We start from the raw sequence: 23,810 nt of genomic DNA on the forward strand, positions 1-23,810 counted from the left end.
ACTCCAAGCAACGTTAATTAATAAAGAAAGGATGTGAGATGAAATCGCTGCGTTTGATGTTATGCGCGATGCCGCTGGTACTGACTGGCTGCTCGACGCTCTCGTCGGTGAACTGGTCCGCCGCAAATCCGTGGAACTGGTTTGGTTCTTCGACGGAAGTCACCGAGCAGGGGGTGGGACAACTCACTGCTGCGACGCCGCTGGATGAGAAAGCCATTGCCGATGCGCTGGACGGAGATTATCGCCTGCGCAGCGGGATGAAGACCAACAACGGCAATGTGGTGCGCTTTTTTGAAGCAATGAAAGAAGATAAGTTGGCGATGGTGATCAATGGCGATGGGGGGACCATCAGCCGTATTGATGTATTGGACGGCGATATTTCGTCAGCGTCCGGTGCAGAAATCGGTACACCGTTTAGTGACCTTTACACCAAAGCGTTCGGTAATTGCCAGAAAGCGACCGGCGATGATAGTGCAGGTGTTGAGTGTAAAGCTGAGGGAAGTCAGCATATTAGCTACATTTTTTCCGGTGAGTGGAGCGGTCCTGAAGGCATAATGCCGTCTGACGATACGCTGAAAGACTGGAAAGTAAGCAAAATTATCTGGCGGCGTTAATTTGCGTCTGAACAAATCGACAGACTAAAAAAACAGGTAGAATAACGCCCATCAATGCCACGAGGTCGTGGCATCTTTTTTTCAGGAGGAACAATGTCTCAGGTTCAGAGTGGCATTTTGCCAGAACATTGCCGTGCGGCGATTTGGATTGAAGCCAATGTAAAAGGCGACGTTGAGGCTTTGCGCGCTGCCAGCAAAACATTTGCTGATAAGTTGGCGACCTTTGAAGCAAAATTCCCGGATGCACATCTGGGCGCGGTTGTGGCTTTCGGTAACAAAACCTGGCGCACGCTGAGCGGCGGCGTAGGGGCTGAAGAGTTAAAGGACTTTATCCCTTACGGTAAAGGTCTGGCCCCGGCAACGCAGTATGACGTGCTGATCCACATTCTTTCTCTGCGTCATGACGTGAATTTCTCTGTTGCGCAGGCGGCCATGGACGCCTTTGGTGATTGCATCGACGTGAAAGAAGAGATCCACGGTTTCCGTTGGGTCGAAGAGCGTGATCTGAGCGGCTTCGTTGATGGTACGGAAAACCCGGCCGGGGAAGAGACGCGTCGTGACGTTGCGGTTATCAAAGATGGCGTGGATGCGGGTGGTAGCTATGTGTTCGTGCAGCGCTGGGAGCACAACCTGAAGCAGCTGAACCGCATGAGCATCCACGATCAGGAAATGATGATTGGTCGCACCAAAGAAGCCAACGAAGAGATCGACGGCGACGATCGCCCGGCCACCTCTCACCTGAGCCGCGTGGATTTGAAAGAAGACGGTAAAGGGCTGAAAATTGTCCGCCAGAGCCTGCCATACGGTACCGCCAGCGGTACGCACGGTCTGTACTTCTGCGCTTACTGCGCGCGCCTGCACAATATTGAGCAGCAACTGCTGAGCATGTTCGGCGACACCGACGGTAAACGTGACGCCATGCTGCGCTTCACCAAGCCGGTGACCGGCGGCTATTATTTTGCGCCATCGCTGGACCGCTTAATGGCGCTGTGAGAGTGAGTTGCCGGATGGTGGCATAACGCCTTCTCCGGCCTACACACTGGCGTAAAATACATCTCCCCGCACCGTCGGGGATTTTTTTTACCTGAAATTAACCTGATTTAGTGAGCCATTTCGCAGCACTGATTTGTTAATGCTGTATCTTCTGCGTGAATGAAGCGGATGCTTCATATTCAAAAGGAGAATATTGAAATGGGAAAACTCACGGGCAAAACAGCATTGATTACGGGCGCATCTCAGGGTATTGGCGAAGGGATCGCCAGAACATTTGCCCGCCACGGTGCGAACCTGATCTTGCTGGATATCTCCGATGAGATTGAAAAACTGGCGGATGAGCTTGTTGGACGCGGTCACCGTTGTACGGCAGTTCATGCGGACGTCAGAGATTTTGCTTCTGTCACCGCGGCGGTAAAACGCGCGAAGAACATTGAGGGCAAAATCGATATTCTGGTCAACAACGCAGGCGTATGCCGTCTCGGCAGCTTCCTTGAAATGAGCGATGAAGATCGCGACTTCCATATTGATATCAACATCAAAGGTGTCTGGAACGTGACGAAAGCCGTTCTGCCGGAGATGGTTGCTCGCAAGGATGGGCGCATCGTGATGATGTCATCCGTCACCGGCGATATGGTCGCCGATCCGGGCGAAACGGCCTATGCACTGTCAAAAGCCGCGATTATCGGCTTAACCAAATCGCTGGCGGTGGAATACGCGCAATCCGGCATCCGCGTTAATGCGATTTGCCCCGGCTATGTCCGCACGCCAATGGCGGAAAACATCGCGCGTCAGTCTAACCCGGACGATCCGGAATCAGTGTTGACTGAAATGGCAAAAGCCATTCCGCTGCGTCGCCTGGCGTGTCCGCTTGAAGTCGGTGAACTGGCGGCGTTCCTGGCGTCTGATGAGTCCAGCTACTTAACCGGCACGCAGAACGTGATCGATGGCGGCAGTACCCTGCCAGAAAGCGTTAGCGTCGGCGTCTGAGTGATGCCTGTCTCCTCCCCGCGAACAGGGGAGGAGTTACCTCTTATTCTCTTTTCAACTTTCAAATCATCAAACGGTATATAAAACCGTTACTCCTTTTACTCCCGTTATAAATATGATGGCCATAAGAAAGTCATTAAATTTATAAGGGTGCGCAATGGCCGTTAACTTACTGAAAAAAAGAACTCTGACGCTGGCGGCGCTGCTGCTGGTCGGCCAGGCGCAGGCAACAGAACTGCTGAACAGTTCCTATGATGTGTCTCGCGAGCTGTTTGCCGCCCTTAACCCGTCGTTTGAACAGCAATGGGCGCAGGATAACGGCGGTGACAAGCTGTCGATTAAACAATCTCATGCCGGGTCATCAAAACAGGCGCTAGCGATTCTGCAGGGGCTGAAAGCCGACGTCGTCACCTATAACCAGGTCACTGACGTGCAGATTCTGCATGACAAAGGAAAGCTGATTCCGGCCGACTGGCAAAGCCGTCTGCCAAATAACAGCTCGCCGTTCTATTCCACAATGGGCTTCCTGGTGCGCAAAGGGAACCCGAAAAACATCCATGACTGGAATGACCTGGTGCGTTCTGACGTCAAACTGATCTTCCCAAACCCGAAAACCTCCGGTAACGCGCGCTATACCTATCTGGCGGCGTGGGGTGCGGCGGCAAAAGCGGACGGCGGCGATAAAGCTAAAACCGAACAGTTCATGACCCAGTTCCTGAAAAATGTTGAAGTCTTTGATACCGGCGGTCGCGGTGCCACCACCACCTTTGCGGAACGTGGGCTGGGCGACGTGCTGATCAGCTTCGAATCAGAAGTGAACAACATTCGTAAGCAGTATGAAGCGCAGGGTTTCGAGGTCGTTATTCCTAAGACCAATATCCTCGCCGAGTTCCCGGTGGCGTGGGTCGATAAAAACGTGCAGGCCAATGGCACTGAGAAAGCGGCGAAAGCCTACCTGAACTGGCTGTACAGCCCGCAGGCGCAGACCATCATCACGGACTACTACTACCGTGTGAATAACCCGCAGGTGATGGACAAGCTGAAAGATAAATTCCCGCAGACCGAGTTGTTCCGCGTGGAAGATCAGTTTGGCGCATGGCCTGAGGTGATGAAAACGCACTTTGTCAGCGGCGGTGAGCTGGACAAACTGTTGGCGGCGGGGCGTAAGTAAATGTTTGCTGTTTCCTCCCGACGCGTGCTGCCCGGCTTTACCTTAAGCCTGGGCACCAGCTTACTGTTTGTCTGCCTGATATTGCTGCTGCCGCTCAGTGCGTTGGTGATGCAACTGGCGCAAATGAGCTGGGCGCAATACTGGGAAGTGATTACCAATCCGCAGGTGGTGGCAGCCTATAAGGTAACGCTGCTGTCCGCGTTTGTGGCCTCGATCTTTAACGGCGTGTTCGGCCTGCTGATGGCGTGGATCTTAACCCGCTATCGCTTTCCAGGTCGCACGCTGCTGGATGCGTTAATGGACCTGCCGTTTGCGCTGCCTACGGCAGTGGCGGGCCTGACGCTGGCCTCGCTGTTTTCGGTTAACGGTTTTTACGGCGAGTGGCTGGCGAAACTGGATATTAAAGTAACCTACACCTGGCTCGGTATTGCGGTCGCCATGGCGTTTACCAGCATTCCGTTCGTAGTGCGTACCGTACAGCCGGTGCTGGAAGAGTTAGGCCCGGAGTATGAAGAAGCTGCGGAAACGCTCGGCGCCACGCGCTTGCAGAGCTTTCGTAAAGTGGTGCTGCCGGAATTATCTCCGGCGCTGGTTGCCGGGATCGCACTTTCGTTCACCCGCAGCCTGGGGGAATTTGGTGCGGTTATCTTCATCGCCGGGAACATCGCCTGGAAAACGGAAGTCACTTCGCTGATGATTTTTGTCCGCTTGCAGGAGTTTGACTATCCCGCCGCCAGCGCGATTGCGTCGGTGATCCTCGGGGCATCGCTGTTGCTGCTGTTTTCGATTAACACCCTGCAGAGTCGCTTTGGTCGACGCGTGGTAGGTCACTGATGGCAGAGATTACCCAATTGAAACGCTATGGCGCGCCCCGCATCAACTGGGGGAAATGGTTTCTGATCGGCACCGGTATGCTGGTCTCCGCGTTCATTTTGCTGGTGCCGATGATTTATATCTTCGTGCAGGCGTTCAGCAAGGGATTAATGCCGGTATTACAGAACCTGGCCGACCCGGACATGCTGCACGCCATTTGGCTAACGGTACTGATTGCGCTGATCGCGGTACCGGTGAATCTGGTGTTTGGCGTGCTGCTGGCGTGGCTGGTCACGCGCTTTAACTTCCCCGGTCGCCAGTTGCTGCTGACGTTGCTGGATATCCCGTTTGCCGTGTCGCCAGTGGTCGCCGGTCTGGTCTATCTGCTGTTTTATGGTTCCAACGGCCCGCTCGGCGGCTGGCTGGATGAGCACAACCTGCAGGTGATGTTCGCCTGGCCGGGAATGGTGCTGGTCACGGTCTTCGTCACCTGTCCGTTTGTGGTGCGTGAGCTGGTACCGGTGATGTTGAGCCAGGGCAGCAATGAGGACGAGGCGGCTATTCTACTTGGCGCATCCGGCTGGCAGATGTTCCGCCGCGTGACCTTGCCAAACATTCGCTGGGCGCTGCTGTACGGCGTGGTGCTGACCAACGCCCGCGCGATTGGCGAGTTTGGCGCGGTATCGGTGGTGTCCGGCTCTATTCGCGGCGAAACCCTGTCGCTGCCTCTGCAGATTGAATTACTGGAGCAGGACTACAACACCGTCGGCTCCTTTACCGCTGCGGCGTTATTAACGCTGATGGCGATTGTTACCCTGTTTTTGAAGAGCATGTTGCAATGGCGTCTGGAGAACCAGGAAAAACGCGCGCAGCAGGAGGAAAATCATGAGCATTGAGATTGCCAATATTAAGAAGTCTTTTGGTCGCACCCAGGTGCTGAACGATATCTCACTGGATATTCCTTCAGGTCAGATGGTCGCGCTGCTGGGGCCGTCCGGTTCAGGAAAAACTACGCTGCTGCGCATTATTGCCGGGCTGGAGCATCAGTCCAGCGGGCATATTCGCTTTCACGGTACGGACGTCAGTCGTCTGCACGCTCGCGAGCGTAAGGTGGGGTTTGTATTCCAGCACTACGCGCTGTTCCGGCATATGACCGTCTTCGACAATATCGCCTTTGGTCTGACGGTACTACCACGTCGCGAGCGTCCGAATGCGGCGGCGATCAAAGCAAAAGTCACCAAACTGCTGGAAATGGTACAGTTGGCCCATCTGGCAGAACGCTTCCCTGCGCAGCTTTCCGGCGGTCAAAAGCAGCGCGTGGCGCTGGCGCGTGCGCTGGCGGTAGAGCCGCAGATCCTGCTGCTCGACGAACCATTTGGCGCGCTTGATGCCCAGGTGCGTAAAGAATTGCGTCGCTGGCTGCGTCAGTTGCATGAAGAACTGAAATTCACCAGCGTGTTCGTTACCCACGATCAGGAAGAAGCGACGGAAGTGGCGGACCGCGTGGTGGTGATGAGCCAGGGTCATATCGAGCAGGCCGATGCGCCGGATCAGGTATGGCGTGAACCGGCCACCCGCTTTGTGCTGGAGTTTATGGGCGAAGTGAACCGCCTGCAGGGCACCGTAAGCGGTGGGCAGTTCCACGTTGGCGCGCATCGCTGGCCGCTGGGATATACGCCCGCGTATCAGGGACCGGTCGATCTGTTCCTGCGTCCGTGGGAAGTCGATGTGAGCCGCCGTACCAGCCTCGATTCGCCGCTGCCGGTACAGGTGCTGGAAGCCAGTCCGAAAGGTCACTACACCCAATTAGTTGTCCAGCCACTGGGGTGGTATAGCGAGCCGCTGACGGTGGTGATGCAGGGTGATAACCCCCCAAGCCGCGGTGAACGTCTGTTTGTGGGACTGCAAAATGCGCGTTTGTATAACGGTGAACAGCGGATTGAAACGCGTGAAACCGAACTTGCTCTGGCACAATCCGCCTGATAGGTTAATTCGCATTGTTATCGCCCGGTGGCGCTATGCTTACCGGGCCTACGGGCAAAATCATGACCTGTAGGCCGGGTAAGCGCAGCGCCACCCGGCATTTTATTGAGCAGAAAACGTGAACACATTAGAACAAACAATTGGCAATACGCCTCTGGTAAAACTGCAACGTCTGGCGCCGGATAACGGCAGTGAAATTTGGGTCAAGCTGGAAGGCAATAACCCGGCAGGGTCGGTGAAAGATCGCGCCGCGTTGTCGATGATTGTCGAAGCGGAAAAACGTGGAGAAATTAAGCCTGGTGATGTGCTGATCGAGGCGACCAGCGGCAATACCGGGATCGCGCTGGCGATGATTGCTGCGCTGAAAGGCTATCGTATGAAGCTGTTGATGCCGGACAACATGAGTCAGGAGCGTCGTGCCGCGATGCGCGCCTACGGTGCTGAGCTGATTCTGGTTAGCAAAGAGCAGGGCATGGAAGGGGCGCGCGACTTAGCCCTGGAGATGGCTCAGCGCGGTGAGGGCACGCTACTCGATCAGTTTAACAACCCTGATAATCCGTATGCGCATTACACCACTACCGGGCCGGAGATCTGGCAGCAAACGTCAGGCCGTATCACTCATTTCGTTTCCAGTATGGGCACCACCGGCACCATTACTGGCGTGTCGCGTTTTCTACGCGAGCAGGACAAACCCGTGACCATCGTCGGATTACAACCGGAAGAGGGCAGCAGTATTCCGGGGATACGTCGCTGGCCCGCGGAATATATGCCGGGGATTTTTAACGCTTCGCTGGTGGATGAAGTTCTGGATATTCATCAGGACGACGCTGAGAAAACCATGCGTGAACTGGCGGTTCGCGAGGGTATTTTTTGTGGTGTGAGTTCCGGCGGCGCGGTAGCCGGTGCGCGCCGTATAGCAGAGCAAAATCCTGGTGCGGTTGTGGTGGCGATCGTTTGCGATCGCGGCGATCGCTATCTCTCGACCGGCGTGTTCGGTGAAGAGCATTTCAACCAGGGATTAGGGATCTAATTTGTTTGCCTGATAAGCGTAGCGCCATCAGGCAAACATACGACACGATCGCCGGATGATGACGTAAAGCGTGTTATCCGGCCTGCAATGTTCAATCGTTACGTTTTTCTACCAGCAGATCAAGGAACTGCCACAGTTTCTCGTTCATCTGCTGGTAGTTCCATGCACGCATTTCTGTAACGGATCGAATAAACGGTTTACCTTTGGCATCCGCCAGTTCCTGCTCTGAGTGCTGGATCAGCCCTTCAACCGCTTCGGCAGTGAACTCCATATGGCACTGGAAACCATAGACAAAATTACCGTACTGCACAATTTGTCGTGGGCAACCCTCGCTGGTGGCAAGAACCGTAGCCTGATCGGTTAACCCCGGCATATCGTTATGCCAGTGCCCGACCATCAGCAGTGAACCGAAGTGGGCGATCAGCGGATGCGTTTTACCTGCGTCGGTCAACGTAATGGGGTAATGACCAATCTCTTTTTCCGGGCTTTGACACACTCTCGCTCCCAGAGCCTCACCGATCAGCTGCGAACCGAGACAAATACCGACCACAATCTTACGCGCCGCAATCGCCTGGTTGATCAGGTGCTGTTCAGCCTGAGCATCAAAATATGGGCACTCTGCCAGCGTGGTACGCGGTGATTGCGGGCCACCGAAGACCACCAACATATCGAAACCGTCGGTACTGGCGGGAACGGACTCTCCGGCGTAAACGCGCGACCAACTGATGGCGTAACCGCGTTCTTCGGCCCATGGCAGATATGCGCCAGCAGATTCAAATGACTCATGAATAACAAAATGAACTCGCATGTATTCTCTCCGGTTAGCGCTTCAGCGCCTGATGAATATCAGCCGCCAGCCTGGTAATGTCGTGGTCGTCTAATGTTGACAGCGTAATGCGCAGGCCGTGTGACGGCGCATTGATGCCAAATACTTCGCCTTCTCGTACCAGCCAGCCGGCTTTCGCCAGCGCGAAAGCGAGCGACTGGCTGTGGGTCTGTAGCGGCAGCCACAGATTCAGACCATCGCCTGCGGCAAGTTCAATGCCCTGTTGCTGAAGGGCCTGGGTCAGCTTTTGTTGCTGAGAGGCGTAAAACTGCTGAGTCTGCACCAGCGTGCGCTGATAGTTCTCATCACTCAGACAGGCGCAGGCCAAATCCTGCAACAGATGGCTGACCCACTGACTGCCGGCGTTAAGCCGCAGACGCAGTTTTGCCGAGGTATCGGGATCGCTGGCAACGATGGCGAGGCGTAGATCCGGGCCTAATGTTTTTGACATCGAACAGATGACTGCCCAGTGTTTTGTCTGCGGCGCAATCACCGGAAACAACGGGGATGCGGACAGCAGGGCAAAGTGATCGTCGATAATCACCAGCGTTTGCGGGTAACGTGACAGGATATCCTGCAACCGGGCGGCGCGGATAGCACTGAGGCTACAGCCGGTTGGATTGTGCGCGCGCGGGGTGATGATCACCGCCCGAGCTCCTTTCTGTAGCGCCAGCTCCAGCATGTCTGGCTGCATGCCTTCGCTGTCCACGCTGACCGGGCTTGCTGAGTACCCGGCATAACGCAGCATATTGATGCTGCTTAAAAAGCAGGGATCTTCGACGGCGACGCTATCACCCGGCAGCAAATGGGCGCACAGTAGCCGTTCGATGGCATCAATGGCGCCGCTGGTAATATCAATTTCACCTGGGCCGGGCAGGACATCCTGCATCCATTGCGTCGCCCACGTCTTAAGCCCAGGGGAGACGACCTCGTCGCCATACAAGCGGGGGTGTTTATTTATTTTCGCGAAATAGTGACTCAGGTCGGGGAGGCGTGAAGGCGCAGGATTGCCGCCGGAAAGGTCGGTTAGCGGTGTATCCGGATTCCCCCCTTCCAGCGCAACGGGCGAGGATACGCCCTTGATTACCGTGCCGTTACGTCCCAGGCTAAGTGCCAGTCCGGTAGTGACCAGGCGTTTATAGGCCGCTGCGACAGTATTGCGATTAACGTTTAATACCGTTGCCAGATCCCTGACCGGCGGCAGCGTGTCTCCTGCGACAAGTGCGCCTGTAGTGATATGTTGACGAATACTGTCAAAAATTTCATTAGCGGTTTTTCCGTCGATCATTATTGACCTATGACAAAATGAATTTTAGCATATGACGATAATAGTGAGGCATCAGCCCGCTGTCCAGCGAGAGGAGAGGTTTATGGAGCAGGAGAGTGAAATACAGTCAGTGCTCTTCGACGACAAGCATCGGGCGTTACAAACCGATATCGTCGCCGTCCAGTCACAGGTGGTGTATGGCAGCGTAGGCAACAGTATTGCCGTGCCGGCCATTAAAGCGCATGGGTTACGGGTGACGGCGGTACCGACGGTGCTGTTCAGTAACACCCCACATTATGAAACCTTTTATGGCGGGATTATCCCCGGCGACTGGTTTAATGGTTATCTCACTGCTTTACATGAGCGCGATGCCTTACGTGAACTCAAGGCGGTAACGACCGGCTATATGGGAAGCGCAGAGCAGATAGCGCTGCTCGCACGGTGGCTGGAAACCGTTCGCGCCGCGCATCCAGAGCTGTGTATTCTGGTCGATCCGGTGATGGGTGATATCGACAGCGGGATGTACGTGAAGGCCGAGATTCCGGAGGCGTACCGCACGCACCTGCTCCCGCTGGCGCAGGGCGTGACGCCGAACGTGTTTGAACTGCAAATGCTGAGTGGAAAACCGTGTCGCACGCTCGATGAGGCGATTTTGGCGGCAAAATCTCTGCTTACCGACACGCTGAAATGGGTGGTAATAACCAGTGCGCCGGGTGATGTCGAGGAGGTTATCAACGTGGCGGTGGTGACGGCTGAAACGGTTGAGGTGTTAGCCCACCCGCGGGTGAAAACGGACCTCAAGGGAACCGGCGATCTGTTTTGCGCTGAACTGATAAGCGGTATCGTTGCAGGAAAAGCGCTTACCGCCGCCACACATGATGCTGCGCAGCGCGTGCTGGAAGTGATGACCTGGACCCACCTGTGCGGGTGTGATGAATTAATTCTGCCGCCGGCAGGGGAGGCGCGATGAAGAGTTATCGGTTGGTGGTTCGCCAGCATGGACGTTTAGTGGGGCATTTCGATACCAGCGGCACCGAGGCGCTGGAAGATATCTGCGTGGCGCGCGCGATGTTTGGTATTGCCGGAGGATATGACTGTGAACTGCTGGTGGCGGATTCAGAAAGACGGATGCTGGAAAGCGGGCCTGAAGGGATGAAAATTTTGATGCGCGAAGCGTGTTACCGCCCGATGACCTCGCAGATTTAATGCCGGATGGTGGCGTGAACGCCTTATCCGGCCTACGGTGAGAGTTTCTTTGTAGGCCGGATAAGCGCTGCGCCATCCGGTAAAGTGCTGCCTGATTGCCGGATGGCAGCGTAAACGCCTCATCCGGCCTACGCAGAATTACTTCTTGATGCGGATAACCGGGGTTTCGCCCACGGTCACGCTACCGGACAGTTTGATCAGTTCTTTGATTTCGTCCATGTTGGAGATAACAACCGGCGTCAGGGTAGACTTGGCTTTTTCTTCCAGCAGTGCCAGATCGAATTCAATAACCGGGTCGCCCACTTTAACGCGTTGACCTTCTTCAGCAATACGCTTGAAGCCTTCGCCTTTCAGTTCAACGGTATCAATACCGAAGTGAACGAACAGCTCAATGCCGCTATCAGATTCGATAGAGAACGCATGGTTGGTTTCAAAGATTTTGCCGATGGTGCCGTCTACAGGGGCAACCATTTTGTTACCGGTTGGTTTGATAGCGATGCCATCACCAACGATTTTTTCAGCAAAAACTACATCCGGCACGTCTTCGATGTTGACGATCTCGCCAGAGAGCGGAGCTATAATCTCAATAGTTCCGGTGTCTTTCTTATCATCAGAAACCAGAGATTTCAGTTTATCGAACAAACCCATGATCTTCTCCTAAGCAGTAAATTGGGCCGCATCTCGTGGATTAGCAGATTGTTTTTTCTTCAATGAACTTGTTAACCAGCGTCATTAACTCGTCCGTTGTCGGTTGAGCAAGAGCCTGCTCTGCTAACACCTTCGCATCTTCGAAGTTCGTGTTACGGATAATCTTCTTAATGCGCGGGATAGAAATGGCGCTCATAGAGAATTCGTCCAGACCCATCCCCAGCAACAGAAGTGTAGCACGTTCGTCGCCTGCAAGCTCACCACACATGCCGGTCCATTTGCCTTCAGCATGAGAAGCATCAATAACTTGCTTGATCAGCGTCAGAACAGATGGCGACATCGGTTGGTAAAGGTGGGAAATCATATCATTACCACGGTCAACTGCCAGGGTGTACTGCGTTAAATCATTGGTGCCGATACTAAAGAAGTCAACTTCTTTGGCTAAATGACGTGCAATGGTTGCCGCAGCCGGTGTTTCCACCATCACGCCAATCTCAATGGTTTCGTCAAATGCTTTGCCTTCGTCGCGCAGTTCCTGTTTGTAGATTTCGATCTCTTTGCGCAGTGCGCGTACTTCTTCAACAGAGATGATCATTGGGAACATGATGCGCAGTTTGCCGAAAGCAGAGGCACGCAGGATGGCACGAACCTGGTCACGCAGGATCTCTTTACGATCCATCGCGATACGAATAGCACGCCAGCCCAGGAACGGGTTTTCTTCTTTCGGGAAGTTCATGTACGGCAGTTCTTTATCGCCGCCAATGTCCATGGTACGCACGATGACCGCCTGCGAGCCACAGGCTTCAGCAACGGCTTTATACGCAGCAAACTGTTCTTCTTCAGTTGGCAGCGAGTCACGGTCCATAAACAGGAATTCGGTACGATACAGACCCACGCCTTCAGCGCCATTACGCTCAGCGCCTTCAACGTCACGCACGGTACCGATGTTGGCGCACACTTCAACCTGATGACCGTCCAGCGTGATAGCTGGCAGATCTTTCAGCTTAGCGAGTTCCGCTTTCTCGGTAGCAACTTGCTCCTGAACGGCACGCAGTTGCTCAATAACGTCGTTGGTTGGATTGACGTAAACCAGATTGTTTACGGCATCCAGAATCAGATAGTCGTCGTTTTTCACCTGAGAGGTGACGCTGCCGGTACCCACGATGGCAGGCAGTTCCAGAGAACGCGCCATGATTGAGGTATGGGAAGTACGTCCACCCGCGTCAGTGATGAAACCCAGCACCTTATTCAGGTTCAGCTGTGCGGTTTCTGACGGTGTCAGATCGGCGGCAACCAAGATAACTTCGTCCTGAATAGCGCTCAGGTCAATAATTGCCAGACCCAGGATGTTACGCAGCAGGCGTTTACCGATGTCACGTACGTCAGCCGCACGTTCTTTCAGGTATTCATCATCCAGCTCTTCCAGAGCGGTGGCCTGACCTTCGATAATTTCATGCGCAGCTGCGTCAGCCGTCATGTGCTTATCTTTAATCAGGGCTATGATTTCCTGCTCCAGCTCCTCATCTTCGAGCAGCATGATATGCCCTTCAAAGATGGCTTCTTTTTCTTCACCGAACGTTTCACCAGCTTTGGTTTTGATCGCTTCCAGTTGCGCAGATGCCTTGGCACGACCGCTCAGAAAACGTTCAACTTCCTGATCAACCTTGTCGGCAGAAATTTTTTTCCGGTCAATGACGATTTCGTCTTCTTTCAGCAGCAGTGCTTTGCCGAAAGCGATACCCGGGGATGCTAAAATGCCTGAAATCATAACCCTACCTTACTTGTGACTGATATTGAAAAGAACTCGTTGAACTTACTCGAGTTCAGCCATCAGTTTAACCAGATGCTCAACTGCTTTCTGCTCGTCTTCGCCTTCTGCGGAAAGGGTAACAACGGTGCCCTGAGTCAGGCCCAGAGTCTGCAGTTTAAACAGGCTTTTGGCGCTAGCGCTTTTGCCGTTGGAAGTCACAGTAATTTCAGACGTAAAGCCTTTTGCTTCTTTAACGAACTGAGCAGCAGGGCGAGTATGCAGACCGTTCGGAGCGGTAATGGTAACTTCTTGCTGGAACATTATATTTCCCCAACTTATAGGTTTAGTGTTGTGGAACTAAAGTCTAGCCTGGCGGCTCAACTTTAGCCTGTATTGTTAGCGTCGACCTAAACAGGTCGCGACACAAAAGGAGTTCGGTGCAATCCGTTGCGGGCAACTTCTTGCCACTGACGTTTCTTTCGTCATTAAACATTATGCCGCGAAAGGAAGAATTGAACCAAATCATTAAATCGATTCAGCTCGCGCTTTTCCTGTAACGATTAATTTCGCGCATCAAAATAATTAGTTTGGTTAAATACCAGTTCCGGCGGGTTGAATCAATGCCAGGTGGGGCGAAACTTTGAAGCAGGCCACAAAAAAGCACCCAAAAGGGTGCTTTTTTACGCGTTTTTAACATGCTGGCATTACTGTTGCAGTTCTTTCTCAGTAAAGAGATCGGCAAACAGTGCAGTGCTCAGATAACGCTCACCCGATGACGGTAGAATAACCACTATATTCTTATTGGTAAAGGTTTCATCTTCCTGGAGTTTAAGCGCGGCAGCAACCGCGGCTCCTGAAGAGATACCTGCCAGAATACCTTCTTCTTCCATCAAGCGACGCGCGGTAGAGATAGCCTCGTCGTTAGTGATGGCAACCACTTTATCAATCAGTTTCAGATCGAGGTTGCCCGGAATGAAACCAGCGCCAATGCCCTGAATTTTATGTGGGCCAGGCTTGAGTTCTTCACCCGCCAACGCCTGAGCGATGACCGGAGAATCTGTCGGTTCTACGGCAACGGTGATCAAATCCGCTTTGCCTTTGGTTCCTTTGATATAACGGGAAACGCCGGTCAGCGTACCGCCGGTGCCAACGCCGGAGATAAACACATCCACCTGACCATCGGTGTCTTCCCAGATTTCCGGGCCGGTGGTTTTTTCGTGAATTTCCGGGTTAGCCGGGTTACTGAATTGCTGAAGCAGCAGGAATTTTTCCGGATTGCTGGCAACAATTTCTTCTGCTTTCTGAATCGCGCCCTTCATGCCTTTTGCGCCTTCAGTCAGCACCAGATTTGCACCCAGCGCTTTCAGCAGCTTACGACGCTCAATACTCATCGTTTCCGGCATCGTCAGGGTCAGCTTGTAACCGCGCGCGGCAGCAACGTAGGCCAGGGCAATACCGGTGTTACCGCTGGTCGGTTCAACCAGTTCAATACCCGGTTTCAGCACACCACGTTTTTCGGCATCCCAAATCATATTGGCACCGATACGGCATTTGACGCTAAAGCTCGGGTTGCGTGATTCTACCTTCGCCAGAATGCGTCCGTTACCGATACGGTTCAGTCGAACCAGCGGCGTATGACCGATAGTCAGCGAGTTGTCTTCAAAAATCTTACTCATGGCCTGTCCTTAACTGTATGAAATTGGGATACCGCATCAGCATACCTGTTGAGAAAGTATGGGGAAGTAAGGAAATCGCATATCTATATGCTGATGAGAAATAATGCCTTGCAGTATGGAATAAGAGCGGGCATAAGACGGCCCGCATTTACACATTTTTGCATTACTTCCATAACGCGTGCTTAGCACGATAGCAATCTACCCACATCGCGGTGGCACCGCAAACGGCAACCGGCATGATAAACATGTTGAGCACAGGGATCAGGGTGAACAGGCTGGTCAGCGCGCCAAACTGCATATTGGTGACTTTGCGCGTGCGCAGGGCGGTACGCATCTCTTTGAACGGCACTTTGTGGTTATCAAACGGGTAATCACAATATTGGATAGCCAGCATCCACGCGCTAAACAGGAACCACAGTACTGGCGCAACGGTCTGTCCAATGCCGGGGATAAAATAGAGCAGCAGCAGTACGACTGCGCGCGGAAGGTACCAGGCCAGTTTTTGCCATTCACGTTTCATAATACGCGGAACATCTTTCATAATACCGAGCACGCCGGTGTCGGGTGGCGTTGCGCCGGTCAGTCGCGCTTCCAGTTGTTCAGCCAGTAAGCCGTTAAACGGTGCCGCGATCCAGTTGGCAAGCGTGGAGAAAAAATAGCCAAATACCAGCAGCACGGAGAATGTCACAATGGGCCACAGCAAATAACTGAGCCACTGTAGCCAGTCCGGAACATGACTCATTAGAGCGGGTATCCAGCTATCCAGTTGGCTAAATAACCACCTGAATGCGCCCCCCATCAGCAAAATGTTCACCAGCAACGGCAGGAGAACAAAGCGACGGATCCCCGGTTGGCTGATGAGCTTCCATCCCTGAGAAAAATAATAAAAACCGCTGCGTGGTACACTTGCAGATGATGAAACCATAGTCGGGACATGCTCCTTGTGGTCTAAGTCCAGGTCAACTTCGCGTATATTACCGGGTTGTTGAGCGTTAGGCTGTTCAGAAATGTTCGAAAAAACAGCAAAAAGCACGATTTTATTCATCTTTATGCTGTGAAAGCCAAGAGTACACTTGCACTAGACGTAATCGGCAAATACTCTTAGTGAGTAAATGTTTGCCGTGGTGGCAAGGTGTTAGAACAACAGAGAATATAATGATGCAGGATTTGCGTCTGATATTAATCATTGTTGGCGCGATCGCCATAATCGCTTTACTGGTACATGGTTTCTGGACTAGCCGTAAAGAACGGTCTTCTATATTCCGCGATCGCCCACTGAAACGCATGAAGTCTAAACGTGATGACGAGGATTCTATCGACGATAACGTCGAGGAAGACGAAGGCGTGGGCGAAGTCCGCGTACATCGTGTGAATCATGCTCCCGGCAGCGGTCAGGAACATGGTGTTCCTCCTCAGTCGCCGCAACACCAGTACCAGCCGCCTTATGCGTCTGCTCAGCCGCGTCAACCCGCGCAGCAGCCCGCTGAAGCGCCGGTACCGCCGCCGCATGTTCAGCCTGTGCAGCAGCCTGTACAACCGGTGTCGCATCAGCCTGTACCACAGCAGCCGATGCAGCACCAGCCGGTCGCGCCGCAAGTTCAGCAGCCGGTTCAGCATGCGCCACAGCCTGCACCGCAGGCCTTCCAGCCAGCCGAGCCTGTTGTTGAGCAACCGCAGCCAGAGCCGGTCGTTGAGCCAGCGCCCGTTGTGGAAAAACCGCAGCCTAAAGAAACGGTCATTATTATGAACGTGGCGGCACATCATGGCAGCGAACTCAATGGCGAAGTGCTGCTCAACAGCATTCAGCAGGCAGGCTTTAAATTTGGCGATATGAATATTTTCCATCGTCATCTGAGCCCCGATGGCAGCGGCCCGTCACTGTTCAGTCTGGCCAATATGGTGAATCCGGGGACGTTTGACCCTGAGATGACCGGCGATTTCACTACGCCTGGCGTGACTATCTTTATGCAGGTGCCGTCCTACGGGGATGAGCTGCAAAACTTTAAGCTGATGCTGCAGTCAGCGCAGCACATCGCCGATGAAGTGGGTGGTGTGGTGCTCGACGATCAACGTCGCATGATGACGCCGCAGAAACTGCGCGAGTATCAGGACCGCATCCGCGACGTTATAGAATCTCACGCCTGATTGCCCTCTGGCGTGACATCTCCTTTCTGAACCCCCGCCTGTCGGGGGTTTTTTATCATTGATGGTGCGATATGGAATCAATCGAACAACAACTGACAGAACTGCGAACCACGCTTCGCCATCATGAGTATCTTTACCATGTGATGGACGCACCGGACATTCCCGATGCGGAATATGATCGCCTGATGCGCGAACTGCGTGAACTGGAAGCTCAGCACCCGGATCTGATTACGCCCGACTCACCGACACAACGCGTCGGTGCGGCTCCGCTGGCGTCCTTCAGTCAGATACGTCATGAAGTGCCGATGTTGTCGCTGGACAACGTATTTGATGAAGAGAGTTTTCTCGCGTTCAATAAACGCGTACAGGACCGACTGAAGAGTACGGATAAGCTGACCTGGTGCTGTGAACTGAAGCTGGACGGTCTGGCGGTAAGCATTCTGTATGAAAACGGCGTGCTGGTCAGCGCGGCAACGCGCGGTGATGGCACGACCGGTGAAGACATTACCTCGAATGTGCGTACCATTCGCGCGATCCCGCTCAAGCTGCGTGGCGACAATATTCCAACGCGTCTGGAAGTACGTGGCGAAGTTTTTTTGCCGCAGGCGGGTTTTGAAAAAATCAATGAAGACGCGCGTCGTACTGGCAATAAAGTGTTTGCTAACCCACGTAACGCGGCAGCCGGTTCATTACGCCAGCTCGATCCGCGTATCACGGCGAAGCGACCGCTGACCTTCTTCTGCTATGGCGTCGGCGTGCTGGAAGGGGGTGAACTGCCGGATACCCATTTGGGCCGTTTGCTGCAATTCAAAGCGTGGGGACTTCCGGTCAGCGACAGAGTCACGTTGTGCGACTCTCCGGAGGAAGTACTTGCTTACTATCATCAGGTTGAAGCAGACCGACCAACGCTCGGCTTCGACATTGACGGCGTGGTGATTAAGGTCAACTCGCTGGCGCTGCAGGAGCAACTGGGCTTTGTGGCCCGTGCACCGCGCTGGGCGGTGGCGTTTAAGTTCCCGGCGCAGGAACAGATGACCTTTGTGCGCGACGTTGAGTTTCAGGTCGGACGTACCGGGGCGATTACGCCCGTCGCTCGCCTTGAACCGGTACAGGTAGCGGGGGTGCTGGTCAGTAACGCCACTCTGCACAACGCCGATGAAATCGATCGTCTGGGTTTACGCATTGGTGACAAGGTGGTGATTCGCCGCGCGGGTGATGTGATCCCGCAGGTGGTGAACGTGGTGCTTTCCGAGCGCCCCGAAGAGACGCGTGAAATCGTCTTCCCAACCCATTGCCCGGTGTGTGGTTCTGACGTTGAGCGTGTGGAAGGTGAAGTCGTTACCCGCTGCACCGGTGGTCTCATTTGCGGTGCACAGCGTAAAGAATCCCTCAAGCATTTTGTTTCGCGTCGGGCGCTGGATGTGGACGGCATGGGCGATAAGATTATCGATCAGCTGGTCGAGAAAGAGTATGTCCATACGCCAGCCGATCTGTTCCAGTTAACGGCCGGTAAGTTGACGGGGCTGGATCGCATGGGGCCGAAGTCGGCACAAAACGTGGTCAATGCGCTGGAAAAAGCCAAACAAACCACGTTTGCCCGCTTTCTCTATGCGTTGGGTATCCGTGAAGTGGGCGAAGCCACGGCCGCAGGTCTGGCAAGCTATTTCGGTACGTTGGATGCGCTGGAAGCGGCGTCTATTGAGGAGCTACAAAAAGTCCCTGACGTCGGCATTGTGGTGGCCACTCACGTGTTTAACTTCTTTGCCGAAGAGAGCAACCGTGAGGTCATTGGCCAGCTACTGGCACAGGGCATTCACTGGCCTGCGCCGGTGGTCATCAACGCCGAAGAGATCGACAGCCCGTTTGCCGGGAAAACGGTGGTACTGACGGGAAGCCTGAGCCAGATGTCGCGCGATGACGCCAAAGCCCGGTTGACCGAACTGGGGGCGAAAGTGGCGGGCAGCGTGTCGAAGAAAACCGATCTGGTGATTGCCGGTGAAGCCGCAGGCTCCAAGCTTGCCAAAGCACAGGAGCTGGGTATCGCTGTGATTGATGAAGCGGAGATGATCCGCTTACTGGGCGCCTGAGATGGAAAAAGAGCAACTGATTGACATCGCTAATACCGTCATGCCCTTTGGCAAATACAAAGGGCGTCGGTTGATTGATGTGCCGGAAGAGTATCTGCTGTGGTTTGCCCGTAAGGATGAATTTCCACCGGGCAAACTGGGCGAGCTGATGCAAATTACGTTGCTGATTAAAACTGAGGGGCTGACGCAGCTGGTACAGCCCCTAAAACGTCCGCTTTAAGCCTTTGCGGCGCGGCCTTCCTGCTGCGCCTGCAAGGCGTCAGTTTGTCGCTTATAGCGACGAGCCAGCACCGCGCAGACCATCAGCTGGATTTGATGGAATATCATCAACGGCAGCACCATCATGCCGATCACCGACGTCGGGAACAGAATGTTTGCCATGGGGATCCCGTTCGCCAGGCTCTTTTTCGACCCGCAGAATACAATGGTGATTTCATCGGCCTTATTGAAACCGCATTTACGTGCCACAAAGACATTTATCCCGATCACAATAGCCAGCAGTACGACGCTGACTACCACGATAAACAACAGTGAACCTACCCCGACTTTGTGCCAGATCCCATTCACCACGGCTTCGCTGAAGGCAGAATAAACCACCAGCAGAATCGAAGACTGGTCCGTTTTAGCGATCCATTTTTTATGTCGTGACACCCAGTTACCAATCCACGGGCGTGAAAGATGCCCCAGCACGAATGGCAGCAGCAGTTGCAGCATAATTTTACCTACCTGCTCAAGGCTGCCTTCTGCGCCATGCATATTCATCACCAGACCGACCAACAGCGGTGAGAGAAAAATACCCAACAGGCTGGAGGCGGAGGCAGAGCATACGGCGGCGGCCACGTTACCACCGGCCAGCGAGGTGAAGGCAATCGCCGACTGCACCGTGGCAGGCAAAATGCACAGATACAGGAAACCCGTGTACAGCATCGGATCGACGTTAACCGGTGCCCACCAGGCAAACAGCACGCCCAGCACCGGGAAGACGACAAAGGTGCTGCACATCACCCACAGATGCAACCGCCAGTGGCTACCGCCGGCAATAATGGCTTCTCGTGAGAGTTTGGCCCCATGCATAAAGAACAGCAGGGCAATCGCTGCGGTGGTTAACCCTTCAAAGAAAGGGACAAATCCACCCTCGGCGGGAAAAAAAGATGCCAGTAACACAACGGTAATCAGCGTCAACGTGAACGGATCGAGGATACGAAAAAGTTTCATAAAAGCTCCTGGAATTCGGTCGCACTAGTTTGCGTTTTTCCATTTGAGAAATAAAATTGATTTATTGCATCCATATATGAATTAAATCGATGAATTACTCTCTGCGTCAACTGCGTATCTTCGTCACCGTCGCTCAGGCTAAAAGCTTTAGTCGGGCGGGGGACATCATCGGCTTAAGCCAGTCGGCGGTGAGCCACAGCGTAAAAGAGCTGGAAGGGCAGACGGGCGTGCGCCTGTTGGACAGGACTACGCGAGAGGTGGTGCTTACCGACGCCGGACAACAGCTGGCAGCACGCCTTGAGCGTATCCTGGATGAGCTGCACAGCACGCTGCGCGAAGCCGGACAGGTTGGCACGCAGCTTACCGGTACAGTTCGTGTTGCGGCCAGCCAGACCATCTCTGCCCATCTTATTCCCCAGTGTATTGCCCAGAGTAATGTGCTTTATCCCGCGATCGATTTTGTCCTGCATGACAGGCCGCAGCAGTGGGTACTGGAAAGTATTCGTCAGGGGGAAGTGGATTTCGGCATTGTTATCGATCCGGGTGCGGCAACGGACCTGCAGTGTGAAGCGGTGCTGTCGGAACCCTTCCTGCTGCTGTGTCGGGAGGATCATCCTTTAGCCGAGCGGGAGTGGGTTAATTGGCAGGATCTCCTGCACGAACGTCTGGTGTTGCAGGATTACGCCTCTGGTAGCCGACCGCTGATTGATGCGGCACTGGCCCATTTCTCCATTGATGCCAACATTGTGCAGGAGATAGGCCACCCGGCAACGCTCTTTCCGATGGTCGAAGCGGGGATTGGTATCAGCGTACTGCCCGCGCTGGCGCTCCCCCTGCCGCAGGGCAGCCATTTGCAGGTCAAACGTCTGACGCCGGTGGTTGAACGACAGCTGATGCTGGCTCGACGTAAAAATCGCTCTTTATCGACCGCCGCTCAGGCATTGTGGGACGTCGTGCGCACACAGGCCAGTGAATTAACTGCCGGTCGTGCGCGGGATCCGCTGTATCAGTTATAAGCCCTCCATGCCATTTACGGCAGGAGAATAATGTGAAGTTGGGCGGGTTTAGCGCAACTCATCAATACCGATTTACTATCGATCGACGGGAAAAACTGTATTGGTAATCGATTGCGTAGTCTCGTTATAACATCGGGGTACGCTACGTTATTTTCGATTACTCAGTTTTAAGGACATCTCATGAGCCACACTCTTTTCTCTCAGAATCCCTGGTATAGCGCCGATATCATTCGTGGTTATAAACCTGACTTCACGCCACGCGTGGCGTTTATTCTCGGCTCCGGGCTGGGCGCGTTGGCCGAGCAAATCGAGGATGCGGTGGCGATCTCTTACGAGAAGCTGCCAGGGTTCCCGGTCAGCACCGTACATGGACATGCGGGGGAACTGGTGCTGGGGAATCTGGCTGGCGTTCCCGTGGCCTGCATGAAAGGGCGTGGACACTTTTACGAAGGTCGCGGTATGACGGTGATGACCGATGCTATTCGTACCCTTAAACTGCTGGGCTGCGAACTGCTATTTTGCACCAACGCGGCGGGTTCTTTACGTCCTGAAGTCGGTCCGGGCAGCCTGGTCGCGCTCAGCGATCACATTAATACCATGCCAGGCACGCCAATGGTTGGACTCAACGATGAGCGTTTTGGCGAGCGTTTCTTCTCGCTGGCGAACGCCTACGATGCAGACTACCGTGCGATCCTGCAAACCGTAGCGAAAGAAGAGGGATTCCCGCTGAGCGAAGGCGTATTTGTCTCCTATCCGGGACCGAACTTTGAGACGGCGGCAGAAATTCGCATGATGCAGATTATTGGCGGTGATGTGGTTGGTATGTCGGTGGTCCCTGAAGTTATCGCTGCACGTCACTGTGAATTGAAGGTGGTTGCGGTTTCTGCCATCACCAACCTGGCAGAAGGGCTGGGAGATGTGAAGTTATCCCATGCCCAAACGTTAGCGGCGGCGGAACTCTCCCGACAGAACTTCATCAATTTGATCTGCGGCTTTTTGCGCAAGCTGGCCTGAATAAAAACGATAACTGACCCCGCTTGCGGGGTCTTACTTTTTTGGCAAGGAACGGAAAAATGGGTATCGCCTCACGCTTAAAGCTCATGTCGTTTTTGCAATATTTCATCTGGGGAAGTTGGTTGGTGACCCTGGGTTCTTACATGATCAACACCCTGCATTTTACCGGTGCCAACGTGGGTATGGTTTATAGCTCGAAAGGGCTGGCGGCGATTATTATGCCTGGCATCATGGGGATCATCGCTGATAAATGGTTGCGCGCCGAACGCGCCTACATGCTGTGTCACCTGGTGTGCGCGGGTGTGCTGCTGTATGCCACCACCGTGACCGATGCAGATACCATGTTCTGGGTGATGCTGATTAACGCCATGGCTTATATGCCGACGATTGCGTTGTCGAACAGCGTCTCATACTCCTGCCTGGCGCAATCCGGCCAGGATCCGGTCACGGCTTTCCCGCCGATTCGCGTGTTTGGCACGATTGGCTTTATTGTGGCTATGTGGACGGTAAGCCTGATGGGACTGGAACTGAGCAGCGCCCAGCTGTATATCGCCTCCGGCGCCTCATTACTGCTGGCGATGTACGCGTTTACCTTACCGAAAATTCCGGTTGCTGAGAAGAAAGTGGCAACGACGCTTGCCGGTAAACTGGGACTGGATGCGTTTGTGCTGTTTAAAAATCCGCGTATGGCGATATTCTTTCTCTTTGCCATGATGCTGGGGGCGGTACTGCAAATCACCAACGTCTTTGGTAATCCGTTCCTGCATGATTTTGCCCGTAACCCTGAATTTGCCGGCAGCTTTGTCGTGAAATACCCCTCTATTTTGCTGTCGGTGTCGCAGATGGCGGAAGTGGGCTTCATTCTCACCATTCCGTTCTTCCTTAAACGCTTTGGGATTAAAACGGTGATGCTGATGAGCATGCTGGCGTGGACGTTGCGTTTTGGTTTCTTTGCGTTTGGCGATCCGTCACCGTTTGGCTTTGTGCTGTTACTGATGTCGATGATCGTTTACGGTTGCGCGTTTGATTTCTTCAACATATCCGGATCGGTGTTCGTCGAGCAGGAAGTCAGTTCCAACATTCGCGCCAGCGCACAGGGGCTGTTTATGACCATGGTGAACGGCGTCGGGGCGTGGGTGGGTTCAATCCTGAGCGGCATGGCGGTGGACTATTTCTCCGTCGATGGCGTGAAGGACTGGCAAACCATCTGGTTGGTATTTGCGGTTTATGCGCTGGCGTTGGCCGTCATTTTTGCGCTGTTCTTCAAATACAAGCATGAGCCGGAAAGGTCCGTGCAGAAATCGCTGGCACATTAATCCTTACCTGCGGCGGGCGAATGCTGCCCGCCGTTTTATGTTCTGTGATG

The 23,810-nt window shown here is 53.9% G+C and carries 24 protein-coding genes; 16 read left to right on the forward strand and 8 right to left on the reverse strand.

Translation table 11 applies throughout. The features are described from left to right. Nucleotides 1–38 precede the first annotated feature (38 nt). The 8 genes from IB214_RS06990 (at nucleotide 39) to cysM (ending at nucleotide 7,594) form a co-directional block, all read left to right on the forward strand. Nucleotides 39–614: an RpoE-regulated lipoprotein gene (locus tag IB214_RS06990; protein ID WP_117343549.1), complete on the forward strand. Its 576-nt coding sequence runs from the start codon at nucleotides 39–41 to the stop codon at nucleotides 612–614. Nucleotides 615–707: 93 nt separating this feature from the next. After that, nucleotides 708–1,607: a porphyrinogen peroxidase gene (gene yfeX, locus IB214_RS06995; RefSeq protein ID WP_096756243.1), complete on the forward strand. Its 900-nt coding sequence runs from the start codon at nucleotides 708–710 to the stop codon at nucleotides 1,605–1,607. Nucleotides 1,608–1,805: 198 nt separating this feature from the next. Then, on the forward strand, nucleotides 1,806–2,597 hold the full coding sequence (ucpA, locus tag IB214_RS07000; protein WP_096756244.1) for an SDR family oxidoreductase UcpA: 792 nt from the start codon (nucleotides 1,806–1,808) through the stop codon (nucleotides 2,595–2,597). Nucleotides 2,598–2,754: 157 nt separating this feature from the next. Next, nucleotides 2,755–3,768, forward strand: a complete 1,014-nt coding sequence (gene cysP / locus IB214_RS07005; RefSeq protein WP_117343550.1) for a thiosulfate/sulfate ABC transporter substrate-binding protein CysP — start codon at nucleotides 2,755–2,757, stop codon at nucleotides 3,766–3,768. After that, nucleotides 3,769–4,602 (forward strand): sulfate/thiosulfate ABC transporter permease CysT, encoded by an 834-nt coding sequence (gene cysT / locus IB214_RS07010; RefSeq protein ID WP_096756246.1) that lies wholly within the window; start codon nucleotides 3,769–3,771, stop codon nucleotides 4,600–4,602. After that, nucleotides 4,602–5,477: a sulfate/thiosulfate ABC transporter permease CysW gene (cysW, locus tag IB214_RS07015; RefSeq protein ID WP_115257826.1), complete on the forward strand. Its 876-nt coding sequence runs from the start codon at nucleotides 4,602–4,604 to the stop codon at nucleotides 5,475–5,477. Before cysT ends, cysW begins: the two co-directional genes overlap by 1 nt. Then, nucleotides 5,467–6,564, forward strand: a complete 1,098-nt coding sequence (gene cysA, locus IB214_RS07020; RefSeq protein ID WP_117343551.1) for a sulfate/thiosulfate ABC transporter ATP-binding protein CysA — start codon at nucleotides 5,467–5,469, stop codon at nucleotides 6,562–6,564. The genes cysW and cysA overlap by 11 nt, the downstream gene beginning before the upstream one ends. Nucleotides 6,565–6,682: 118 nt before the next feature. Further along, nucleotides 6,683–7,594, forward strand: a complete 912-nt coding sequence (gene cysM / locus IB214_RS07025) for a cysteine synthase CysM (RefSeq protein ID WP_115257828.1) — start codon at nucleotides 6,683–6,685, stop codon at nucleotides 7,592–7,594. Nucleotides 7,595–7,685: 91 nt separating this feature from the next. Here the strand turns inward: cysM and IB214_RS07030 are convergent, their stop codons facing one another. Together IB214_RS07030 and ptsJ are read right to left on the reverse strand one after the other, a co-directional pair. Continuing rightward, the gene (locus IB214_RS07030; RefSeq protein ID WP_117343552.1) at nucleotides 7,686–8,402 is read right to left on the reverse strand and encodes a type 1 glutamine amidotransferase; all 717 of its coding nucleotides are present in this window, start codon (nucleotides 8,400–8,402) and stop codon (nucleotides 7,686–7,688) included. Between the two features lie 13 nt (nucleotides 8,403–8,415). Then, the gene (ptsJ, locus tag IB214_RS07035) at nucleotides 8,416–9,708 is read right to left on the reverse strand and encodes a transcriptional regulator PtsJ (protein WP_117343553.1); all 1,293 of its coding nucleotides are present in this window, start codon (nucleotides 9,706–9,708) and stop codon (nucleotides 8,416–8,418) included. An 82-nt stretch (nucleotides 9,709–9,790) separates the two neighbouring features. Here ptsJ and pdxK point away from each other — a divergent pair, with 82 nt between their 5' ends. Both pdxK and IB214_RS07045 read left to right on the forward strand, forming a co-directional pair. Beyond that, entirely contained in the window at nucleotides 9,791–10,657 is an 867-nt protein-coding gene (pdxK, locus tag IB214_RS07040; RefSeq protein ID WP_115257831.1) for a pyridoxine/pyridoxal/pyridoxamine kinase, read from the forward strand. Then, nucleotides 10,654–10,893: a cytoplasmic protein gene (locus IB214_RS07045; RefSeq protein WP_096756253.1), complete on the forward strand. Its 240-nt coding sequence runs from the start codon at nucleotides 10,654–10,656 to the stop codon at nucleotides 10,891–10,893. Before pdxK ends, IB214_RS07045 begins: the two co-directional genes overlap by 4 nt. Nucleotides 10,894–11,031: 138 nt before the next feature. On the opposite strand, the gene crr is transcribed toward IB214_RS07045, so the two are convergent. From crr to cysZ, 5 genes are all read right to left on the reverse strand, one after another. Next, nucleotides 11,032–11,541 (reverse strand): PTS glucose transporter subunit IIA, encoded by a 510-nt coding sequence (crr, locus tag IB214_RS07050; protein ID WP_049841435.1) that lies wholly within the window; start codon nucleotides 11,539–11,541, stop codon nucleotides 11,032–11,034. Nucleotides 11,542–11,581: 40 nt separating this feature from the next. Beyond that, nucleotides 11,582–13,309 (reverse strand): phosphoenolpyruvate-protein phosphotransferase PtsI, encoded by a 1,728-nt coding sequence (ptsI, locus tag IB214_RS07055; protein WP_115257832.1) that lies wholly within the window; start codon nucleotides 13,307–13,309, stop codon nucleotides 11,582–11,584. Between the two features lie 45 nt (nucleotides 13,310–13,354). After that, nucleotides 13,355–13,612 (reverse strand): phosphocarrier protein Hpr, encoded by a 258-nt coding sequence (gene ptsH / locus IB214_RS07060; protein WP_002913505.1) that lies wholly within the window; start codon nucleotides 13,610–13,612, stop codon nucleotides 13,355–13,357. 383 nt (nucleotides 13,613–13,995) lie between these two features. Further along, nucleotides 13,996–14,967 (reverse strand): cysteine synthase A, encoded by a 972-nt coding sequence (cysK, locus tag IB214_RS07065; protein ID WP_115257833.1) that lies wholly within the window; start codon nucleotides 14,965–14,967, stop codon nucleotides 13,996–13,998. Nucleotides 14,968–15,130: 163 nt separating this feature from the next. Then, on the reverse strand, nucleotides 15,131–15,892 hold the full coding sequence (gene cysZ / locus IB214_RS07070; RefSeq protein ID WP_117343554.1) for a sulfate transporter CysZ: 762 nt from the start codon (nucleotides 15,890–15,892) through the stop codon (nucleotides 15,131–15,133). A 230-nt stretch (nucleotides 15,893–16,122) separates the two neighbouring features. Here cysZ and zipA point away from each other — a divergent pair, with 230 nt between their 5' ends. From zipA to IB214_RS07085, 3 genes are all read left to right on the forward strand, one after another. Continuing rightward, entirely contained in the window at nucleotides 16,123–17,112 is a 990-nt protein-coding gene (zipA, locus tag IB214_RS07075; RefSeq protein WP_115257835.1) for a cell division protein ZipA, read from the forward strand. A 71-nt stretch (nucleotides 17,113–17,183) separates the two neighbouring features. Continuing rightward, nucleotides 17,184–19,199 (forward strand): NAD-dependent DNA ligase LigA, encoded by a 2,016-nt coding sequence (ligA, locus tag IB214_RS07080; protein ID WP_115257836.1) that lies wholly within the window; start codon nucleotides 17,184–17,186, stop codon nucleotides 19,197–19,199. A gap of 1 nt (nucleotide 19,200) precedes the next feature. Continuing rightward, a complete protein-coding gene (locus IB214_RS07085) occupies nucleotides 19,201–19,419 on the forward strand; it encodes a DUF3820 family protein (protein ID WP_045445890.1) in 219 nt (72 codons plus the stop codon). On the opposite strand, the gene IB214_RS07090 is transcribed toward IB214_RS07085, so the two are convergent. After that, nucleotides 19,416–20,414: a bile acid:sodium symporter family protein gene (locus IB214_RS07090; protein ID WP_096756259.1), complete on the reverse strand. Its 999-nt coding sequence runs from the start codon at nucleotides 20,412–20,414 to the stop codon at nucleotides 19,416–19,418. The genes IB214_RS07085 and IB214_RS07090 overlap by 4 nt on opposite strands. A gap of 89 nt (nucleotides 20,415–20,503) precedes the next feature. On the opposite strand from IB214_RS07090, the gene IB214_RS07095 reads away from it, so the two are divergent. The 3 genes from IB214_RS07095 (at nucleotide 20,504) to IB214_RS07105 (ending at nucleotide 23,760) form a co-directional block, all read left to right on the forward strand. Then, on the forward strand, nucleotides 20,504–21,430 hold the full coding sequence (locus IB214_RS07095) for a LysR family transcriptional regulator (RefSeq protein ID WP_117343555.1): 927 nt from the start codon (nucleotides 20,504–20,506) through the stop codon (nucleotides 21,428–21,430). A gap of 180 nt (nucleotides 21,431–21,610) precedes the next feature. Continuing rightward, nucleotides 21,611–22,444, forward strand: coding sequence for a xanthosine phosphorylase (gene xapA, locus IB214_RS07100; RefSeq protein WP_096756261.1), 834 nt, complete (start codon nucleotides 21,611–21,613; stop codon nucleotides 22,442–22,444). 59 nt (nucleotides 22,445–22,503) lie between these two features. After that, on the forward strand, nucleotides 22,504–23,760 hold the full coding sequence (locus IB214_RS07105; RefSeq protein ID WP_117343556.1) for a nucleoside permease: 1,257 nt from the start codon (nucleotides 22,504–22,506) through the stop codon (nucleotides 23,758–23,760). Nucleotides 23,761–23,810: the final 50 nt, after the last annotated feature.

Source organism: Citrobacter sp. C1 (assembly GCF_014596895.2).
Lineage (GTDB): Bacteria > Pseudomonadota > Gammaproteobacteria > Enterobacterales > Enterobacteriaceae > Citrobacter > Citrobacter gillenii.

What these genes read in the sequence shown, in the direction of transcription:
- IB214_RS06990 (WP_117343549.1), top strand. Translation starts at nt 39, where the DNA reads ATGAAATCGCTGCGTTTGATGTTATGCGCGATGCCGCTGGTACTGACT.
- yfeX (WP_096756243.1), top strand. Translation starts at nt 708, where the DNA reads ATGTCTCAGGTTCAGAGTGGCATTTTGCCAGAACATTGCCGTGCGGCG.
- ucpA (WP_096756244.1), top strand. Translation starts at nt 1,806, where the DNA reads ATGGGAAAACTCACGGGCAAAACAGCATTGATTACGGGCGCATCTCAG.
- cysP (WP_117343550.1), top strand. Translation starts at nt 2,755, where the DNA reads ATGGCCGTTAACTTACTGAAAAAAAGAACTCTGACGCTGGCGGCGCTG.
- cysT (WP_096756246.1), top strand. Translation starts at nt 3,769, where the DNA reads ATGTTTGCTGTTTCCTCCCGACGCGTGCTGCCCGGCTTTACCTTAAGC.
- cysW (WP_115257826.1), top strand. Translation starts at nt 4,602, where the DNA reads ATGGCAGAGATTACCCAATTGAAACGCTATGGCGCGCCCCGCATCAAC.
- cysA (WP_117343551.1), top strand. Translation starts at nt 5,467, where the DNA reads ATGAGCATTGAGATTGCCAATATTAAGAAGTCTTTTGGTCGCACCCAG.
- IB214_RS07030 (WP_117343552.1), bottom strand. Translation starts at nt 8,402, where the DNA reads ATGCGAGTTCATTTTGTTATTCATGAGTCATTTGAATCTGCTGGCGCA.
- ptsJ (WP_117343553.1), bottom strand. Translation starts at nt 9,708, where the DNA reads ATGATCGACGGAAAAACCGCTAATGAAATTTTTGACAGTATTCGTCAA.
- pdxK (WP_115257831.1), top strand. Translation starts at nt 9,791, where the DNA reads ATGGAGCAGGAGAGTGAAATACAGTCAGTGCTCTTCGACGACAAGCAT.
- IB214_RS07045 (WP_096756253.1), top strand. Translation starts at nt 10,654, where the DNA reads ATGAAGAGTTATCGGTTGGTGGTTCGCCAGCATGGACGTTTAGTGGGG.
- crr (WP_049841435.1), bottom strand. Translation starts at nt 11,541, where the DNA reads ATGGGTTTGTTCGATAAACTGAAATCTCTGGTTTCTGATGATAAGAAA.
- ptsI (WP_115257832.1), bottom strand. Translation starts at nt 13,309, where the DNA reads ATGATTTCAGGCATTTTAGCATCCCCGGGTATCGCTTTCGGCAAAGCA.
- ptsH (WP_002913505.1), bottom strand. Translation starts at nt 13,612, where the DNA reads ATGTTCCAGCAAGAAGTTACCATTACCGCTCCGAACGGTCTGCATACT.
- cysK (WP_115257833.1), bottom strand. Translation starts at nt 14,967, where the DNA reads ATGAGTAAGATTTTTGAAGACAACTCGCTGACTATCGGTCATACGCCG.
- cysZ (WP_117343554.1), bottom strand. Translation starts at nt 15,892, where the DNA reads ATGGTTTCATCATCTGCAAGTGTACCACGCAGCGGTTTTTATTATTTT.
- zipA (WP_115257835.1), top strand. Translation starts at nt 16,123, where the DNA reads ATGATGCAGGATTTGCGTCTGATATTAATCATTGTTGGCGCGATCGCC.
- ligA (WP_115257836.1), top strand. Translation starts at nt 17,184, where the DNA reads ATGGAATCAATCGAACAACAACTGACAGAACTGCGAACCACGCTTCGC.
- IB214_RS07085 (WP_045445890.1), top strand. Translation starts at nt 19,201, where the DNA reads ATGGAAAAAGAGCAACTGATTGACATCGCTAATACCGTCATGCCCTTT.
- IB214_RS07090 (WP_096756259.1), bottom strand. Translation starts at nt 20,414, where the DNA reads ATGAAACTTTTTCGTATCCTCGATCCGTTCACGTTGACGCTGATTACC.
- IB214_RS07095 (WP_117343555.1), top strand. Translation starts at nt 20,504, where the DNA reads ATGAATTACTCTCTGCGTCAACTGCGTATCTTCGTCACCGTCGCTCAG.
- xapA (WP_096756261.1), top strand. Translation starts at nt 21,611, where the DNA reads ATGAGCCACACTCTTTTCTCTCAGAATCCCTGGTATAGCGCCGATATC.
- IB214_RS07105 (WP_117343556.1), top strand. Translation starts at nt 22,504, where the DNA reads ATGGGTATCGCCTCACGCTTAAAGCTCATGTCGTTTTTGCAATATTTC.